The sequence below is a fragment of the Thermosulfuriphilus ammonigenes genome (assembly GCF_011207455.1).
GTDB lineage: Bacteria > Desulfobacterota > Thermodesulfobacteria > Thermodesulfobacteriales > ST65 > Thermosulfuriphilus > Thermosulfuriphilus ammonigenes.
On record NZ_CP048877.1, the window covers coordinates 1395497 to 1412255 of the forward strand.

Below are 16759 nucleotides of genomic sequence, written 5' to 3' on the forward strand. Positions count from 1 at the left end.
GAGGGGGTAAGGCGGGCCATAAGCCGAGTTCTGTTCTCCTTCAGGAGTGGCGGTCATTCATCTTGGCGGTCGGTTACCCGACCGCTCTAGCGACCGACCCGGAAGCTCGGGCGGGCCACCCTCAGACGCTTCCCTACTTGGTCTTGCTCCGGGTGGGGTTTGCCGTGCCTGCCGTGTTACCACGACAGCGGTGGGCTCTTACCCCACCTTTTCACCCTTACCGGTCAAGGTAGACCGGCGGTCTCTTTTCTGTGGCACTTTCCAGGGGTTACCCCCTCCGGGCGTTACCCGGCACCCTGCCCTCTGGAGCTCGGACTTTCCTCTGGAGCTTTAAAAACTCCAGCGACCGCCGACCCACCTTACCCCGAAACTTGTTTTTCTCGAATAGCCTGGTTGGCCAGCCTGTCGGCAGCCACGTTCTCTTCTCTGGGTATATGTATTATATTCACCGCCTCCAGACGTCGCAAACGTTCGCAGGCTGCCTGATAGAGGGGTTTAAGATTGGCCGCCTTGACCCGGTACTGTCCCCTTAACTGACGGACGAGAAGTTCAGAATCTAACCTTAAGGTTACTTTTTGGGGGGAGTATTTACTGGCTTCATCAAGGGCCATAATTAGGGCCAGATATTCGGCCTCATTGTTGGTCTTGTGGCCCAGATAGGCCTTGAGTTCTGCCAGCACCTGGCCGCTGGTAGCATCGATTATTACCGCTCCAGCCCCAGCCTCCCCGGGATTCCCCTTGGCGGCCCCATCGCTGAAGACAATCAGCTCGCGAGCCCTATTCCTCACCAGTGATGTCCTTATAGGAGTCCTTGTGGTAGATGATGCGCTGACAGAGAGGGCATTCCATCAGGCGGTTGTCCCTCATCAGCTCGTTGTAGAGCTGAGGGGGAATGTTCATGTGGCAGCCCTCACAGATGGCGTCATTCACAGCGCAAACAGCAAGGCCTCCCCGACGGGAGCGAATGAAATCGTATCGTTTAAGGATAGGAGCCGGGACGTCTTTGGCAATGTCTTGCCTCTGTTGCCAAATCTGGGCTCGCCGGGCCTCTAGCTCCTGGACCTTCTGGTCAAATTTTGCCTGCTCCTGATCCAGGACTTTTTGGGCCACCTGGAGGTCTTCTTCCTTTTTGGCTACCTCCTGCTGGAGGCGCTCCATCTCTTCCATTAACTTGAGGATCTCTTCTTCCCGAAGTTTGTTGGCCTTTTTGATCTCTTCGATCTCCTTGAGCAGGGCCTGATACTCCCTTTGGGTTTTGACCTGCATTAGTCGGGACTGGCTTTTTTTGAGGTGCAAGAGCTCCTGTTCCAGCTCTTCATCTAGGGCCTTCTTGCGCTGCTGGGTCTCCTCAAGCTGGGCCTTGAGATCCTCTAATTCTTTGCTCTTTTCCTCGACCTCCTTGCGGGCCGCCTCCAGTTGTTCGGGGTTCTGGGCCTTTTGGCGGTCTATCTGGAGTATCTCCAGATCAACCATCTGCAGACGAATGAGATTCTTTAATTCTTCAAGCAAAGCCTAACTAGCCTCCTTCTCTACTATAGTATTGAAAAGGTCCTCTCTCCCAGGTGGCCTCAAGAATGTCTATGTCCTTTCCGGCCAATTTTTCCCGGAGAAAGGCCGCCAGGAGAGAAACCACAGGTCTTTCCGTTTCAAAGTGGCCGGCATCAATCAGGGAGAGCCCCAGCTCCCGGGCCAGTAGGGCATCGGAGTGCTTTATCTCTCCGGTGATCAGGCAGTGGGCCCCCCGGGCCGCTGCCAGGGGGACGAGGGCCGAGCCTGAGCCACCGCATACAGCCACCTTGCGTACCGATTCTCTGGCCTGAAGTACCTTTAGTCCGCTGGGCTCAAGGGCCTGAAAGATATGAGAGATAAGATCCTCCAGGCTGGTTTCCTTTTTTAATTCGCCCAGATATCCATAGCCAATGAGGGAGCTTTGGGCCTCAAGAGGATAAATATCATAGATGGGCCTTTCGTAAGGGTGGACTCGCTTAAGGGTTTCAAGAATCAGAGGGACAAAGGCCTTAGGGACGACGGCCTCAAGACGCCATTGGGCTGCTCTAGATAATGCCTCATGACCTCCCCCTTCCGGGGGTGTAAAGGTGGCTTCCCCTAGAACTCCAAAAGAGCAGGCCAGAGGATCATTTATCTCGTTGGGCAGGCCGACAAAGAGGGCCTTTTTGACCTTTTCTTCATAGCCTTTGGGAATAAAAACCACCAACTTACAGGCCTCGGCCTTTTCTCCCGGAACCAAAACCTGGAGATTCTCCAGCCCCATGGCTCGGGCCAGGGCATAACTTACCCCTTGGGGAATCTGATCGAGATTTGTATGAAGGCTGATTATGGCCAGGCCGGCGAGGAGGGCCGAAGTCAAACGTCTTCCCTCTGGCGTCTCAGAATTTATTTGCTTAAGAGGTTTGAAAATTAAGGGGTGGTGGGTGATGAGGAGGTCTATATTCTGGTCAGCGGCCTGTTTGATATTTTCCAGGGTGGGGTCAAGGGCAACCAGGATACGACGGACATCTTTGTGTGGATCTCCGAGCTGGAGGCCAACATTGTCCCACTCCTCAGCTAAAGGAAAGGGGGCCAGCTCCTTAAGCAGCTCTAAGATGTCTCCCACCCTTAATGTCATTTTCCCTCGATAAAAGTCTTACAACAAAAAAGGTGCAGCCTTTACGGTTGCACCTTAAAAAGCCCTTTTGGTGGGCCCAGGAGGATTCGAACCTCCGACCTTCCGGTTATGAGCCGGTGGCTCTAACCAACTGAGCTATGGGCCCAGGCAAAAAAGTATAATTAAGCCCATAAGTATTTTCTGTCAAGTAAGCGAGGCCTTATTCTACAAAGCTTCGGAGTTGCCGGCTTCGGCTGGGATGTCTGAGCTTTCGCAGGGCTTTGGCCTCAATCTGGCGGATTCTTTCTCTGGTAACTTTGAAGTCTCGTCCCACTTCCTCTAAAGTATGCTCGCAGCGTTCGCCAATCCCAAAGCGCATCCTCAGGACCTTTTCCTCCCGGGGGGTAAGGGTGGCTAAAACCTTGCGAGTCTGCTCAATCAGATTGAGACTAATGGCCACCTGGTCTGGAGAAGGAACCCTTTTATCTTCAATAAAATCTCCCAGATGGCTGTCTTCGTCGTCACCGATGGGAGTCTCTAAGGAAATCGGTTCTTTGGCGATTTTGAGGACTTTGCGTACCTTCTCTACGGGGAGCTCCATGAGTTCGGCCAGCTCTTCAGCTGAGGGCTCGCGGCCGGTTTCTTGAAGGAACTGCCTGGAGATACGCACCAATTTGTTGATGGTCTCAATCATGTGGACGGGAATGCGAATAGTTCGGGCCTGATCGGCAATGGCCCGGGTGATGGCCTGACGGATCCACCAGGTGGCATAAGTGCTGAACTTGTATCCCCGACGATAATCAAACTTCTCTACCGCCCGCATAAGGCCGATATTGCCTTCCTGAATGAGATCTAAAAACTGGAGCCCTCGACTGGTGTATTTTTTAGCAATGGAGACCACTAGCCGAAGATTGGCCTTGATGAGCTGATCCTTGCCCCATTTGGCCTTGTTTAGACCGGCTCTTATTCTGGCGGCCAATTGGAGGAGAGTTTCTGGAGACAGACCGGCCCGTTCCCGTATGGCCTCAAGATCCTTGCGGGCCAGAAGGAAGCGGGCCCTAAGGTTAAGGAACTCCTCGGTGGTAAGCCGCATCTTGCTAGCCTGCTCTTCTATTTTGCGAAAATCTCCATTGGTTTGAGTGAAGACCTCTTCCAGACGTCTTAAGGATTGACCTGTCTGACGCCGGCAGTGGGCGATCTCCTCCAATGCCCGTCGTATACGATTCTCAAGGGTGAGAACCGGTTTGGTCAAGCGATCAATACATCGTTTATCTAAACGGATCTCCTGAATCTCGCGCAGGATAGCCTCTCTGGTGCGTCGGAGACGATAGCGAAGGCGCCTTCTCTCGTTCCGATCTTTGGCCCGGGAGAGACCCTCCCAGGCCTCTCTACAGAGGGGTTCATACTGGGCAATCTTGTCTAATACCTGAAGGACCTTTTCTTCCTTGGCCGTTCTTTGCTCTCCGTCATCTTCATCCTCCGTGTCCCGAACCACCTCCCGCAGTTTGAGACGGCGCTCCCTAAGTTCATCGCGGACCCGGATCAGTTCGGTCATGGTTAGGGGAGATTCGAAGGCGGCCGAAAGGGCCTCATGCTCGCCCTCTTCGATCATCTTGGCGATGCGAATTTCATCCTCTCGGGAAAGGAGCGAGATGACCCCCATCTCGCGGAGATAAATCCTTACCGGATCGGAGAGACCGGCTGTCCCGTCGAGAAGAAGCTCATCTGGCCCCTCGTCGATCTTCCCCATACTGCTGGCAGATTCAGCGGGTATCTCAAAGTCTTCAAACAGGTCGGCAACTTCCTCTAGGTGGCCACTGGAGGCCACTTCTGGAATCTTTACTTTGATCTTAGAGGCATTTTCCGGGGAAAGGAGTCCCTCGATCTCCTCAAGGTTTATTTTGGTGAGATCTGCCATAGTTCCTCCTTTTATCCGGCCTGCTGAAGACAGAGGCCTTGATATTGTTTGAGGAGCTGAAGGGCCAGCTCCTGATGACCTTCCTTCTGGGCCAGGCGAATCTCCTCCAGTAGCCGCTGGAGCGCCTGTTTTTTCCGGAGGCGATCCAGGGAGCGTCGCAGCTCTTGGGCCATAACTTCCGGGTCAGGACGGTCTTCTTCCTCCAGGCTGAGGCGCAACCGGGCCCAAAGGGCCGAGAGTTTTTCATCCTCGAAAAAGAGGGCCTCAGGAAATTGGCCCTCTGAGGAGTAGGCCTGTTTTATAGCTTCAAACAGGTGTCGATATTCATCTCTGAGAAACTCCTCCGGAGAAAGATCAGCGAATTCTGGAAAATACTGGGGATGGTTGACCAAGAAGGCCAGCAGGGCTTCCCCAAAGGGGTCAAAACCCTCTTGGCGGGAAGAAGATGCTGAGGATCTCCCGGAGCTTTCCAGGGCCCGGTATATATGATCTTTGCGGACAGAGAGCCTTTCGGCCAGCTCCTCGATGCAGATATCTTGTTTGATGGGGTCTATAAGAGAGGCTAATAAGGGACGTAATTCTTCTACCACCGCTACCTTGGCCTCCGGTCCCCGGCCCCCATAGGTTTTAAGGGTCTGGTCTATCAAAAAGGAAAAGATGGGGCGGGCTTGATCCAAAAGTTCAAGAAGTCCCTCTTGCCCCCGTTGCCGGATGAAGGAATCTGGATCTTCCCCTTCTGGAAGGAGGACCACTCGAGGAAACAGATTCTCGTTGAGAAAGAGAGGAGCGGCTCGAAAGATGGCCTTAAGACCGGCCGGATCGGCATCAAATATCAGATACCAGTTCTTGGTATAGCCTTTAAGAAGCCGGACGTGCTCTCTGGTCAGGGCCGTTCCCAAAGTGGCCACTACGTTAGTTATCCCGGCCTGAGAGAGAGAGAGGAGATCAAGATACCCCTCGACCACCAAACCTGCCCCCTCCTCTCGGAGGGCCAGCCGAGCCTCGAAAAGACCATAGAGTAGGCGTCCTTTATGATAGACAGGAGTTTCAGGGGTGTTGAGATATTTGGGTTCCCCCTGGCCAAGTATTCGGCCCCCAAAGCCTACCACCCGACCGGAAAGATCCCTGATGGGGAAGATGATTCGTCCCCGAAAACGGTCATACCAGCGTTCTCCCTTCTGGGAGACCAGCCCGGCCTCTTTGGCCAGGGCCAGGTCTACCCCGGCGGCCTGAATAACCCGGACCAGGTTGTCCCAACCATCTGGAGCATATCCCAGGCGGAAACGCTCGATGGTTTCTGGCTTGATCCCTCGCTTCCGAAGATACGAACTGGCTGGAGCCTCAGGGGGCAGCTCTTTTAAAAAGCGATGATAATAGGCCGCCGCCCGTTCGTTAAGGGCCAAGATCCTTTCCCGGCGACTTTGGTCGTCTCCAGGTGCTTCGGGAAGGTTAAAGCCATATTTCCGGGCCAGCTCCCGGGCCGCCTCCATGAAGCTCAGGTTGTGAAATTTCATCAGGAAGGTGAAGACATCACCCCCAGCACCACACCCAAAGCAGTGGAAGGCCTGTCTTTCCTCGCTGACGGTAAAGGAGGGAGTTCGCTCGGCATGGAAGGGGCAAAGGCCGACGTAATTACGCCCCCGTCTCCGTAAAGAGACGTATTCAGAGATGACGTCCACGATGTTGGCTGTGAGCTTGAGTTCCTGAATGGCCTCAGAAAACTGACCGGCCATCAGTTTCCCCCCAGAGCAAGATCAACTATAGTCACCCCTCCCCCACCCTCGTGCCGCTCTCCAGGGCGGAATCCGGCCACCTGACGGTGGCCCTTGAGATGCTCCTTGATAGCTCGAGCCAGGCGTCCTGTGCCCAGACCATGGACTATGGTCAGCTGCGGACGCCCCGAGAGAAAGGCTCTGTCAAGGGCCTGGTCTATCAAGGGAATGGCCTCATCTACTGTAAGACCAATGACATTAAGGCGCGAGGGAACTTCGATCGGCCCCGAGGATTGAACCCGCCAGCCCTCTTCCTTTAAGGGAGGGGAGAGGGCCACGGAATCCTTCGGCGGGGCCAGATCTTCCAGGGGAACTTCCGTCTTAAAGAGGCCAATCTGGACCAGAGCCCGTTCGTCGTCTAGCTTAAGGCATAAACCATCTCGCCTGAGGCTGATGATATGGACCGGAGCGCCTTCTTGGGGCCTAAAGGGTAAATCTTCAACCAGACCCAGGGCCGTCATCTCTTTGTGGGCCTGCTGATGCCAGGCCCGACTCAGGGCCTGATAGGTGGCCCGGGCCTTCCCTTGAGATGACTTCCGTCGGGACAGGCTGCGAAGCCAGGCCTTGACCTCCTGGTCCACCTCCTGGAAGAAACGTCTCAGCCGAGACTCATAATCTTCCCGTAATTGGTGCCGCTCCTTGATCAGGGACTCTTTTTGGATCTCAAGCTGGGCTTTTTGTTGTTCAAGGTTTTGGAAAAGGGCTTCCAGCTCTTCTTGGCGGCGGAGGAGCTTCTTTTTCTCTTCTTCAAGGGCAGCCAAGAGGCTATCTATCTTTTCATTTTTTCCAGATAGATAGCCTCGGGCCCGGTCGATTACAGCGGCCGGCAATCCCAGATTAAGGGCCAGTTCAAAAGCGCGGGAACGGCCAGAAAGACCATAGAGAAGCTTGTAGGTGGGACGGCCGGTGTGCTCATCAAAGCCTACCGAGATGGGAAGTGCCTCCGGACAGGAGAGGGCGTAGGCCTTGATGGCCTCGTAGTGACTGGTGGCTACGGTCAGAGCCTTCTGGGAGCGAAGTTTATCCATAATGGCCATAGCCAGGGCCGCCCCTTCTTCGGGGTCAGTTCCTCGGCCAATCTCGTCGATGAGAACTAGCGAGTCTTCTCCGGCTTCTTCCAGAAACTCTTTTAAGCGGTGGAGATGGGCAGAGAAAGTGCTTTGATCTCCGGCAAGATCTTGCTCATCACCGATGTCCACCAGAACTTGGGAGAAGAAGGGAAGCTCACTGTCAGCAGAGGCGGCAACAGGGATGCCGGCCTGGGCCATAAGGACCAAGAGGCCAACGGTCTTAAGAGCCACCGTCTTGCCACCCATGTTTGGGCCGGTGATGAGGACGGTCTGTTTCTCGGCAGGAAAGAGGAAATCGTTTCTTACGGTTCCCTGAGGATCCTTAAGAAGGAGGAGGGGATGGGCGGCCTGATAAAGGCTAAGTGCTCCCCCGGAGACCAGACGGGGGATGGCCCCTTTGATACGCCGTCCCCATCTAGCCTTGGCAAAGACAAGGTCCACCTCGGCCAAGATGGCCAGATTGGTCTTTATTTCGGAAAGATAGGGGCGGATCCTTTCGGCAGCCTGGGCCAAAAGACGTTCGACCTCTCGCTCTTCCTCCAGCTCCAAACGATGAAGTTCGTTGGTCAGCCCTACTACCTCCAGGGGCTCTATATAGACGGTGGCTCCGCTCTGAGAGACATCATGAAGAATTCCTGCCAGGCTCCCCCTGGCTTCGGCCCGGATCGGCAGTACATAGCGCCCGTTGCGGACGGTGATAAGCTCCTCCTGGAGGATTCCCCGCCTGGCAGCCTGCCGCAGACAGGCTCTCATGGTTTCCCGGATGCGTTCCTCCAGGGCTCCTCGGTCTTTTCTTAACCGTTTGAGAAGGGGGCTGGCGCTATCCTTAAGGCCGTTACCTTTTTCGTTGAGCAGGGTAGAAAGATAAGCCGACAGATCAGCAAGGGCTGAAAGCTGGCGAGTGAGTCGATAAAGCTGGGGAACTTTAGCCTTTAAGGGCCCCAGAAGCCGGCGCAGATCTTTGGCCCGGAGTAAGGCCTCACGGAGATAATAAAGCTCCCGTGGGTGAGGAATGCTTCCCGTTTTGGAAAGCTTTATGAGAAGACCATCTAGATCCACCAGACCATCGAGGGTAGGCTCCAGCCCCTGATCTATCAACCAGAGGGCTTCTTCGGTCCGGCGGAGGGAATCTTTGGCGGCCAGAAAAGAGGTTTCTGGCCTTAAGTGACGAGCAGCCTTTCGGCCCAAGGGAGAGGTGGTGAGGTCTGCCAAGTGTCTGCAGACCTCACCGAACTCCAGCTTGGCCAAGGTCTCTTGCTTCATGAATGTGGCCTCTGAAAGGGTTTCCCTTTCTGGCCAGCTCCTTGATTTGATGGGGCCTCAATCTCGGCCACAGAAGACTTTGGCTTAAGAGAACTAACCGCGCTGATAACGCTTCATGCGTTTGAGCATCCGCTTTCGAGCGGCCAGAATTTTCTTTTTACGTTTGATGCTGGGCTTCTCGTAAAATTCCCGTTTTTTGACCTCTGAGAGAATACCCGCCTTTTCACACTGCTTCTTAAAGCGTTTCAGGGCCTGCTCGAAAGGCTCATCTTCTCTGACAATAACACCCGGCACACAAAACCCTCCCTCCATTTTAGAATTATAAAGCGACTTCATATTAACATCCATCGGGCAGCTGTCAATAAAGGTTGCGAATGAATCCTCATTCAGAAGTGGCCTCTTTCAAGGAGTTGCTGAAAATGCTCTACCAGGCCTTGGGGAAGACGTTTTAGATGCCCATTCCGATCAACCGGGGCGTGGATGGTGTAGCCGAAGCAAATAGGCCGTCCCTCTTTTTCTAGTTGATAGTGGAAGCGAATACTGGCCGGGGAGACCTTCTCCAGGGCCGTTTTAATGAGAATCTGGTCGTCGTATCGGGCCGGAGCCCGATAGCGACAATAGACTTCAACCACCGGAAGAATAAGCCCCTGATCCTCTTCAATCTTGCGATAGGTCACCCCAGCGGTTCGAAGATATTCGGTCCGGCCGATTTCAAAAAGCCGGAGGTAATGAGCATAGTAGACTACTCCACCGCAGTCGGTATCGCCGTAAATAATCCGATAAGGGGTTTCTTGAATGGGAGGGTGGAGATCAAGCCTCATCTTTGGCCCTTTCCTTTTCAATAAAGTGGGCCATAAGCCCCTCTCCGGTTTGGTAGAAGACTCCGGCCTCCTTGGCGGCCTTTTCATTAAAGCCCTGGATCCGCTTGATCCCCGGATCTCGGCTGTCGTAAATGGCGAAGGGCACCGGAACTGAAGCATGGGTTTTGAGGGAGATGGGGGTCAGGTGGTCGGTGGCCACCATGATCTTATAGGCCTCAAAATCAGCCATTCCTTCGAGAACCACCTTGACCACTTCTCGATCAATGGATTCTATGGCCCGAATCTTCTCCTCCAGGAGGCCTTCATGGCTGGCCTCATCCGGGGCCTCGACATGGAGGAAGACAAAGTCATAGGCCCCATGTAAGGCCTCTAGGGCCGCCTCGGCCTTGCCCCGGTAATTTGTGTCTAAATACCCAGTGGCTCCGGGGACGTTGATAATCTCCAGACCAGCACAGATTCCCAGCCCTTTAATGAGATCCACAGCGGCCACGATTGCTCCGCGCAGCCCGTAACGCTCGCTGAAAGGTTCAAGTCTAGGGGCTCGGCCCTGTCCCCACGGCCACAGCGAATTGGCCACGGGTTTACCTTCTTGACGACGACGGTGGTTTATCGGATGCCGTTCCAGAAAGGCCATCGCCTGATAGAGAAAATCTCGGAGCACTGGTTCTTCTTCATAAACCTGCCAGGCCTCGCTGACATCACGACCAATAAAGTCATGGGGAGGGTAGGTCTTGATCCCTTCGGGCCCTCCCTTCCAGACAAGCAGATGGCGATACCCTATGCCCGGGTAAAGCTTGATTTTCTCACTGGGAATGGCCTCCGCCAGATCTTGGATAAGGGTCCGGCCCTCTTCGGTGGAGATGTGGCCGGCACTATAGTCAACCATAAAGAGGTGGTCTCCCTGTCTTTTAAGGGTCACCAGATTACAGCGGAAGGCAACGTCTTCGGGGTTAAGTTTCACCCCTAGGCTGGCTGCCTCAATGGGGCCGCGTCCGGTGTAGTGTTCAGAGGGAGCATAGCCTAGGAGGGAAAGATTGGCGACATCGCTCCCCGGCTCCATCCCTTTGGGAATCGTGCGCACCAGCCCTAATTCACCGTGCTGAGCGATGTAATCCATGGCCGGTGTGTGGGCCGCCTCCAGCGGAGTCCGGTTACGTAGTTCCTGGATCGGATAATCACCCATACCGTCGCCCACAAGGAGCAGGTACTTCATGAGCATCCTCCTGGATGTTATCTGCTCAGATAAGGCACGCAATTAACATAAACAATCGCCCCCGGGGATCAAGGGGAAGGGGCAAAATGCTGACCTTCCAGGATGCGGATAAACTTGGTAGCCGCAGTGACCACCTCCAGACGATTTACCACCCTTAAGGCCTGGCGGACGTCGGCCTCCCGGGCCTCGTGGGTGATCATGACTATGGGAACAGATCCTCCTTCGTCGCGTCCTTTTTGGATCACTGAGGCGATGGATATCCGGTGGTCTCCCAAAACCCCGGCAATCTTGGAGAGAACACCAGGGCGGTCCACCGCGGAGAAGCGAAAGTAGTAGCGGCTGACCACCTCCTCCATAGGTAGAAGCCTGCGGGGTTGGCGAAAGCTTGGGGGGCCCAACCGGGTCTTTTTGCCCCGGCGTATGGCTCTGGCCAGATCAATAATGTCGGCACAGACGGCACTTCCTGTGGGCCAGGCCCCGGCCCCCTGTCCGTAAAGGAGGATATCTCCTACGGTGTCTCCGGTTATGTAGAAGGCATTATGGGCCTCCCTGACACTGGCCAGCATGTGCCCTTCGGGTACCAGGGTGGGATGAACCCGGACCTCAATGCCCCCGTCTGTTTCCCGGGAAAGGGCCAAAAGCTTAACTACATATCCCAGCTCCCGGCCAAAGCGGATATCCAGGGGTTCTACAGCGGTAATGCCCTCCACATAGATTTCCTGAAGGGGTATGCAGGTGTCATAGGCCAGGGTAGCCAGAATGGCCAGCTTGTGAGCGGAATCAAGGCCTTCGACGTCAAGGCTGGGGTCGGCTTCGGCAAAGCCGGCCTTCTGGGCCTCCGTTAGGGCCTCATTAAAGGAAAGACCGGCTTCAGTCATCCGGGTGAGAATATAATTGCAGGTCCCATTGACAATTCCCAGGAGGGAGAGGATGCGATTGGCCGCCAGGGCTTCCCTTAAAGTCTTAATTATAGGAATGCCACCGCCTACGCTGGCCTCAAAGGCCACTTCAGTTCCCGCCTCGGCCGCCGCCTGGTAGATTTCCTGACCACATTCGGCCAGAAGGGCCTTGTTGGCCGTAACCACGCATTTCCCTGCCCTTAGGGCCGCCAAGATATAGCTTCGGGCCGGCTCTATTCCCCCGATGAGCTCAACGACAATGGCGATCTCCGGATCATGGACGATCTCATCTGCCGCCTCTGTGAGTATCCCGGGGGGGAGATCTACCTGGCGTGGACGCCGAATATCCCTTACAGCGATCCTTTTTACCTCAATGGAGGCCCCCAGCCGTTTGTTAATAAGCTCTCTGTTGCGGCGTAAGGCCGCGACAGTGCCGGTTCCCACTGTTCCCAGGCCGATGATGCCGATCTTGATCTTCTCCATGTTTCACCCCTAATCTTAGGCCACCTCGGCCAAGGCCAAACGTTCGGCCCATCTTTCGTAAAGGATCCTTTTTAACATCTTGTGCTCGGGGCGGGAAAGATCCGGATCCCTTTCAATAAGGGAGAAGGCCTCCTGACGGGCCTCAAGGAGTATCTTGTAGTCTCTGATGAGATCGGCTCGCTTAAATTCTGGGAAGCCACTCTGTTTGGTCCCTAAGAACTCGCCTGGCCCCCTAATTTTAAGATCTTCTTCGGCGATACGAAAACCGTCATTAGTCTGACACATGACCGCCAGCCTTCGGGCGGCTTCCGAACCCCTGGCCACCCGGTAGGCAATAAGCAAGCAATATGAGGCCCGGTGGCTTCGTCCTACCCGTCCCCGGAGCTGGTGGAGCTGAGAGAGCCCGAAACGTTCGGCATGTTCAATGACCATTACTGTAGCTTGAGGGACGTCTATTCCCACTTCAATCACGGTGGTGGCCACTAAAATCTTGATTTCTCCCGCCTTAAAGGCACTCATAACCGCTTCCTTTTCGGCTGGGCGCATCTTGCCGTGAAGAAGCCCCACAGGATAGTCAGGGAAGATCTCTTTTTGGAGATAGTGGGCACTTTCGGTGGCCGCCAGAAGATCCATCTTCTCTGACTCCTCCACCAGGGGATAAACCACATAGGCCTGATGCCCTTTGGCCAATTCTTGGCGCACCAGTTCATAGGCGGCCCGTCGCTCCCGCCCTCTGAAAACCTTGGTGATTACCGGTTTTCGGCCAGCCGGAAGCTCATCAATGATGGAGACGTCAAGGTCTCCATAAAGAGTAAGAGAGAGCGTCCGGGGAATGGGAGTGGCCGTCATTACCAAAGTGTCCGGGCAGATCCGGGCCTTCTCCCTTAAGGCCGCCCGCTGGAGGACTCCGAAGCGGTGCTGCTCGTCAATGATTACCAGACCCAGGCGGGCAAAGTGAACTTCCTTTTGGATGAGGGCGTGGGTTCCGACAGCCACCTGGATGTAGCCCTTGGCTAAGCCTTCGTAAATGGCCCTTTTTTCTTTAGGGGGGCGGCTACTGGTAAGTAATTCAATATTTACCCCGGCCAGACCGGCCATCTGGCGGAAGTTTAGATAATGCTGTTCGGCCAGGATTTCCGTGGGGGCCATAATGGCCACCTGATAGCCATTGTCCACCGCCAATAGGGCGGCCAGGAAGGCTACTACCGTCTTGCCGCAGCCCACATCTCCCTGAAGAAGGCGATTCATGGGGACGGGTCGGGTCATATCTTGGCGGATCTCCTCAAAGGCCCTCTCCTGGGCGCGAGTGAGCCGAAAGGGGAGCCCTTTGAGAAAGTGCCTAACCAGCTGGCTCTCCGGCTGAAAGGCTATCCCCTCTTCAAGGCCATAGCTTCTCTTGCGTAGGGCCAGCCCCAACTCCAAGAAGAAAAGTTCATCGAAGGCCAGGGCCCGGTGGTAAGGGCTGCGACCGGTGTTGAGGGCCTGAAGATCGTCGTCTTCTCGGGGGAAATGCAGGCCCTTTATGGCCCGAGAAAGGCTCAAGAGGCGCCGCCTGCGCCGGACATCATCGGGGATGAAATTATGGACCATAGGGCCGTACTTTTCTAACGCCTCTCTGATGATCCGGCGGATTACCTTGGCCGAGACCCCCTCTATCTGGGGATAAACAGGGACAATGCGGCGGACATGGAGCTCGATGTCGCTGGCCTCAGGGAACTCTACCTCAGGATGGATTATCTCTTTGCGGGAGGCAAAAAGTCGGATCTCTCCCGAAAAAATGACCTGACGTCCCGGGGTAAAGGAGTGCCGGAGATCGGCCTCCCGGAAATGAAACCATTTAGCAGAAAGGGTTCCCGTGCCGTCGGAAATGACCACCTCATAGACCCGTCGGCGTCGATACTGGATGGCTCCAGACAGGAGGATTTCTCCCCGGACTGTAGCCCGATCCCCGGGGCGGAGAGATCCAATGGGGGCAAACTGACGCCTGTCTTCATAGGCCCTGGGGAAAAAGAAGAGCAGATCCTCTATGGTGTTGATCCCCCTTGAGGCAAATTTGGCCGCCAGTCTGGGACCAACCCCCTTAAGGTACTGAAGGGGACGGGCCAGCTCAAGGCGCATATGACGCCATTTAGCTTCATCTGGCAGGGGGGATTCCTCCTCAAGAAAGGCCGGTCCGGCTTCAAGATCGGCGACAAGGGCCAGGGCCTGTTCGAGACGGGCCTTCTTTTCGGCCGGAGAGGCCTTCTCAAAGGCCTCAAAGAGCCCCTTTAGTTCCTTAAGGATAGGAGCGGCCCAGGAAAGCCCTTTTACCTCTGGTGGAGCAGTGTCTATCAGGTGGCAGATGGCCTCTTCAAGCCCCTTTATCCTGGGAAGCCTGGAAAAGTGGTCTCTGGTGGCCAAAAGAAGGGGTTTTTTAAGCCTTTCAAGAAAAGAGCGGAAGGCCATGGGGAGAGTTTAGCAGCCCCTGTAGGGGTTGACTACCGAGAGAGGAAAATAAAAAGGGAGGCCTTAAAGCCTCCCTTTTTATGGCCGTTTTGACCTTTTACTTAGAACTCAAAGGTCACCCCGGCACTTACCCGGTACATATCATCGGCGTCAGCCGGGCTGGTGCCATAGGCATCCAGGGCATCATCGGCAAAGAGGTAGCCAGCAGCCAGGTTGAGCTTGAGGCCCTTGTAAAGCTCATAGTCGGCATAGAAGTCAATCTCCCAGCCCAGGGTGTCTTCGCCGTTGCTGGCATCTTCGGCATACTGCATGTAGTTGACGGCCGCACAGAGGGCCAGCTTCGGGGTGGCCTGATAGTCGGCCCTAAGCCGGTACATGATGAACCCAAGGCTATTAAGATAGGGGTTCCGGCTGACATAGGAGCCATCATCAAAGGTGGCGTCCTCAAAGAGGACCACACTCCCCATGGTGTGCATCTCAATGGCCTGATAGTTTTCGATATCACCGTCATTGGGGTTGTCATCACCAGAGGCGTACCAGAACTCAAAGGCCACCTTCATCTGCTCGGTAACCTTATAGCCCAGGCTGCCCTCGAAGAACCAGGCGCTGATGTCTTTGTTGTTGGCGTCGTCGTCGCCGGTTTGATAGATGAGGTTAAGGCCCACATCTACCCCGGAGACAGCAAAGCCACCATCAATACCCAGAGACCAGACATTCTGATCCACGGTGGCGTCCATGTTGTAAACAGCAAAGAGGCCAACATTGAGGTTCTCTACCGGCAGACCCTTGGGAGCGAAATCCACCCGGGCAAACCAGTAATCACTATCATTGTTATTACCGGTGGCCGGGGTGGCGACATCGTTCTTTCTGACCTCGCTGTTGTCATCATCTCTCATCCAGCCGATCTGGTAGGCAAAGGCCGTTCCGCCAAGATCAAAGGAGCCATAGTTACGGATACCAGCGGCCGTCTCGTCCCACAGCCAGGGATTGACGGTTACCCACTGAAGCCCCACCGCCAGGCGGTTGCTGGAGGCAAACCAGGGGAGCTGAAAGTCCACATACATCATGCGATTTTCAATCTCCGTGGCGTTGGTGGCAAAGCCAAGGGTGCTGTCACCGTAAGTGGCCGTTCCGACCTCCATGGCCCACACACCCTTTACGTTTCCGTCATCAGAGCTGGCTACTGTCCACAGGCGGAACTGAAGCTCGCCCCAGGTGTCATCCAGGTCTTTGTTGTTCAGCTGATCCGCAGCCGTCTTGCCAGTAATCAAACCGGTGCTGTTAGTGGTTTGAATCTTGTTGCCAAACTGACCGTGGACTTCAAGGTTTACCGCCTGAGCGGTAAAGGCCCCGATAAGCACTAGGGCCAAAGCTAAAATAAAGGTCTTAAAACCCTTCCTCATGGCTGACTCTCCTCCTTTGTCAAATTTTTGACCTAAAGATTATCCAGACTAAACTCCTAGAGTCCAACAAGTGTGACTTTGCTCAACCTCTCTGCTCTCCTCACCCCCTTTCTTTTTTAATAAATCCCCCTCCAACTTTTCTTGCGCCGTAACTATATAATTTGACAAATATCTCTATCTCACAAAAGCTAGCTAAAGTAAAGGATTAAATTTCCTTGGCGCCGAGAAGATAACCCCTCTTTGCCCTTGATTCAAGAGGGATAGAAGCACCAACTGACTGAACAATCAATCAGAAGATAATCCTAAAGGCAGAAGGTGGCCCCCCAAAAGGCTATATTCTAGGGAGATAATCTTGTAAAAATTATTTTTTATCTGAAAGATTTCTTATAATCTGGCAATATCTAGTAATTCTGAGCTCAAGTCTAACTTGAAGGGCAAAAGACAAAATAAAAAGAGCAGGGAAACCCCTGCTCTTTTTAAGTGCAGATAAGTCGTTAGACAGGATTAGACACAACCAGTCGGTTTGGGAAGACCGGCCATCTTACAGGCTCCCTTACCCGGGCCAGAGGGGAAGAGCTCATAGATCTTCTTCAGCGGGTAGCCGGTAACCTTAGAAAGAACCCGCACCATGGGAGCAATGCCGTTCTTTTTAAAGTAATCCTGGAGGACGTTGATAACCTTCCAGTGATCCTCAGTGAGCTCCTCAATGCCCTCAAGCTCTTTTACATACTCAACCCACTCCTGGCACCACTCCTCAAGACCTTTTACCAAGAACCCGTCTTCATCGACCTCAAAAGTTTTTCCTTTGTACTCAATGGTCGGCATAATTCCCTCCTTTTATATTGTTTATAATCAAATCTTTTCTGA

Annotated in this window: 13 protein-coding genes, 1 tRNA gene and 1 other RNA gene; all 15 read right to left on the bottom strand. The window is 54.3% G+C overall.

All coding sequences use genetic code 11. The annotated features are described in order from the left end of the window. Window positions 1-3 precede the first annotated feature (3 nt). Window positions 4-362: RNase P RNA component class A (rnpB, locus tag G4V39_RS06780), an RNA gene on the bottom strand. Then, window positions 360-788: a ribonuclease HI family protein gene (locus G4V39_RS06785; protein ID WP_166032203.1), complete on the bottom strand. Its 429-nt coding sequence runs from the start codon at window positions 786-788 to the stop codon at window positions 360-362. Before G4V39_RS06785 ends, rnpB begins: the two co-directional genes overlap by 3 nt. Then, window positions 778-1509, bottom strand: a complete 732-nt coding sequence (locus G4V39_RS06790; protein ID WP_166032204.1) for a zinc ribbon domain-containing protein — start codon at window positions 1507-1509, stop codon at window positions 778-780. The genes G4V39_RS06785 and G4V39_RS06790 overlap by 11 nt, the downstream gene beginning before the upstream one ends. Window positions 1510-1516: 7 nt before the next feature. Next, window positions 1517-2626: a Nif3-like dinuclear metal center hexameric protein gene (locus tag G4V39_RS06795; protein WP_166032205.1), complete on the bottom strand. Its 1110-nt coding sequence runs from the start codon at window positions 2624-2626 to the stop codon at window positions 1517-1519. Window positions 2627-2694: 68 nt separating this feature from the next. Beyond that, window positions 2695-2771 (bottom strand) — tRNA-Ile (locus G4V39_RS06800). Between the two features lie 54 nt (window positions 2772-2825). Next, window positions 2826-4523 carry an RNA polymerase sigma factor RpoD gene (rpoD, locus tag G4V39_RS06805; RefSeq protein ID WP_166032206.1) on the bottom strand — a complete coding sequence of 566 codons (1698 nt, stop codon included), beginning with the start codon at window positions 4521-4523 and terminating at the stop codon, window positions 2826-2828. 11 nt (window positions 4524-4534) lie between these two features. Next, window positions 4535-6256 carry a DNA primase gene (dnaG, locus tag G4V39_RS06810; protein WP_166032207.1) on the bottom strand — a complete coding sequence of 574 codons (1722 nt, stop codon included), beginning with the start codon at window positions 6254-6256 and terminating at the stop codon, window positions 4535-4537. Then, on the bottom strand, window positions 6256-8628 hold the full coding sequence (locus tag G4V39_RS06815; RefSeq protein ID WP_166032208.1) for an endonuclease MutS2: 2373 nt from the start codon (window positions 8626-8628) through the stop codon (window positions 6256-6258). The genes dnaG and G4V39_RS06815 overlap by 1 nt, the downstream gene beginning before the upstream one ends. A gap of 93 nt (window positions 8629-8721) precedes the next feature. After that, complete coding sequence (rpsU, locus tag G4V39_RS06820) at window positions 8722-8922, bottom strand: 30S ribosomal protein S21 (RefSeq protein WP_166032209.1); 201 nt, start codon at window positions 8920-8922, stop codon at window positions 8722-8724. A 92-nt stretch (window positions 8923-9014) separates the two neighbouring features. Beyond that, entirely contained in the window at window positions 9015-9449 is a 435-nt protein-coding gene (locus tag G4V39_RS06825) for an acyl-CoA thioesterase (protein WP_166032210.1), read from the bottom strand. Next, on the bottom strand, window positions 9439-10662 hold the full coding sequence (locus G4V39_RS06830) for a cofactor-independent phosphoglycerate mutase (RefSeq protein ID WP_166032211.1): 1224 nt from the start codon (window positions 10660-10662) through the stop codon (window positions 9439-9441). Before G4V39_RS06830 ends, G4V39_RS06825 begins: the two co-directional genes overlap by 11 nt. A gap of 68 nt (window positions 10663-10730) precedes the next feature. After that, entirely contained in the window at window positions 10731-12044 is a 1314-nt protein-coding gene (locus G4V39_RS06835) for a homoserine dehydrogenase (RefSeq protein ID WP_166032212.1), read from the bottom strand. 15 nt (window positions 12045-12059) lie between these two features. Further along, window positions 12060-14489 carry an ATP-dependent DNA helicase RecG gene (recG, locus tag G4V39_RS06840; protein ID WP_166032213.1) on the bottom strand — a complete coding sequence of 810 codons (2430 nt, stop codon included), beginning with the start codon at window positions 14487-14489 and terminating at the stop codon, window positions 12060-12062. Window positions 14490-14590: 101 nt separating this feature from the next. Next, window positions 14591-15892 carry an alginate export family protein gene (locus G4V39_RS06845; protein WP_166032214.1) on the bottom strand — a complete coding sequence of 434 codons (1302 nt, stop codon included), beginning with the start codon at window positions 15890-15892 and terminating at the stop codon, window positions 14591-14593. Between the two features lie 504 nt (window positions 15893-16396). After that, entirely contained in the window at window positions 16397-16717 is a 321-nt protein-coding gene (locus tag G4V39_RS06850) for a TusE/DsrC/DsvC family sulfur relay protein (RefSeq protein ID WP_166032215.1), read from the bottom strand. Between the last annotated feature and the right edge of the window lie 42 nt (window positions 16718-16759).